Here is a 1,807-nt window from a genome sequence, read left to right on the forward strand (position 1 = left end):
TATTAATCCTTTATTAAAAAGGTATCTAAGTATATCCTCCGCATTTTTTTCATGGATGAAAGGAGGCGTTTCTGGTTCAAAAGCACTTAATTTTATGGCAACTTCATGTGCAGTGGCTTCCTTTAGCTGGGCTAAAGCATATACAACATTATTTTGCACCCCTGCACCAGCGTCATATTCATGCGGAACATGCAAGGGCTTATATTCTTCCAAAAAAGATTCATCAGAGCTGTTCATTTGTTTCCAGATAATAAATCCTAAGCCGTTACGGTATCCCGCAAACTTTTAATGGTATTATGTGATGTTTTAAAACCATCCAACTGATAGGCAAGTAAATTTACCACTTTTTCATCTTCCCATATCAATTCCTTATCATTCTGCGCCTTACGATATGCTTTGATGATCACATCTTCGCCATATTCGCAATCGGCCAAAATACCTTGTTTATCTTTATTGACAAAAGTGGCCTTTACATTTATCCAGGTATGATAAAATTTGCCTGATAAAGTTGTTCCATCAGCCGGGCTGCCGCCTAATACAAGAATATATTCCTTTAACTCGGTAATATTATTTTTGCTTTGGTCAATGTATTCGGTAAAGAGCAGGATCAAACCTGTTTCGTCGGTATTTTCCAGGGCCATTTGATATCCGGTAATACGGTCGTTATTTATTTTAATCAGATCGTTAAGTGCAGAGATCTGATGTTGTATGTGCTGTAAAATTCCCATGACTAATTTAATTATGTTTGTATAAGTACAACATTTTATGGTAGTTAATGTTTTTGGTGAAATAGAGATTGGATTAAAGTTCTGCCTCTGCGTTTGAATTTCATTAGTTTCTTTTCAGCATCATCAAATTATTTCAATTGAAAATTGTAGTTAAGTTAAATACTTCTGATATTGGACAAGTGTTAGATACAGCCACTTTTCTTATATAAACTTTTAATATGCCATCCAACGACAACGGAAATGTTTCTATCATAAAAAGTCCGGAAGGCACAGCCATTATCAGTTTTTTTCATCCTGCCCAAAACTCGCTTCCATCCAATCTGTTGCAACAACTTACCGATCAAATCAACAATGCCGGTGCCGACCCAGAGGTTAAAGTAATTGTAATAAAAAGTGAAGGCGACCGTACCTTTTGTGCGGGGGCCAGTTTTGATGAACTGTTGCAGATAAAAGATAAAGATGCTGGCACACATTTCTTTTCGGGTTTTGCCAATGTTATTAACGCCTGCCGAAAATCACCCAAAATAATTATAGCCCGGGTACAAGGTAAAGCTGTTGGGGGTGGGGTTGGCTTGGCTGCCGCCGCCGATTATTGCCTGGCTACACAATTTGCATCCATCAAATTAAGTGAACTGGCAATAGGCATTGGCCCGTTTGTGATATCGCCTGCTGTTATTCGTAAAGTAGGGCTACCTGCATTTTCACAACTTACCATGTGCGCTACTGATTTTCAAACCGCACAATGGGCAAAAGATAAAGGTTTGTATAACGAAGTTTATGATGATATTGCCCGGCTTGACGCATCAGTTGATGAGCTTGCAAAAAAGCTGGCTTCCTACAATCCCGACGCATTAACCAGCCTGAAGCAAATACTTTGGGAGGGCACGGATAATTGGGATGACCTACTGGTTAAGCGGGCAGCCATAAGCGGAGAATTGGTACTCTCTGAGTTTACGCAGCAAGCTTTACAGAACTTTTTAGATAAAAAATAATATTTCGGTAGCATATTCATACTCCACAAAGGTTAGCAGGTAAATGATTATTTCCTTCAAAATACTATAATAATTGAAATGGAAAAT

The 1,807-nt window shown here is 38.4% G+C and carries 3 protein-coding genes; 1 reads left to right on the top strand and 2 read right to left on the bottom strand.

The genetic code is table 11. The features are described 5' to 3' along the window. Nucleotides 1-237: hypothetical protein (locus AC1DPZ_RS26455; RefSeq protein WP_477409128.1), on the bottom strand; the 237-nt coding region annotated here is incomplete at its 3' end. A gap of 20 nt (nt 238-257) precedes the next feature. After that, nucleotides 258-728 carry a ferritin-like domain-containing protein gene (locus AC1DPZ_RS26460; RefSeq protein ID WP_477409130.1) on the bottom strand — a complete coding sequence of 157 codons (471 nt, stop codon included), beginning with the start codon at nt 726-728 and terminating at the stop codon, nt 258-260. 218 nt (nt 729-946) lie between these two features. Between AC1DPZ_RS26460 and AC1DPZ_RS26465 the strand changes: the two genes are divergently transcribed. Next, nucleotides 947-1,720: an enoyl-CoA hydratase/isomerase family protein gene (locus AC1DPZ_RS26465; RefSeq protein WP_477409132.1), complete on the top strand. Its 774-nt coding sequence runs from the start codon at nt 947-949 to the stop codon at nt 1,718-1,720. Nucleotides 1,721-1,807 lie beyond the last annotated feature (87 nt).

The organism is Mucilaginibacter sp. P4_G9, from assembly GCF_056400985.1.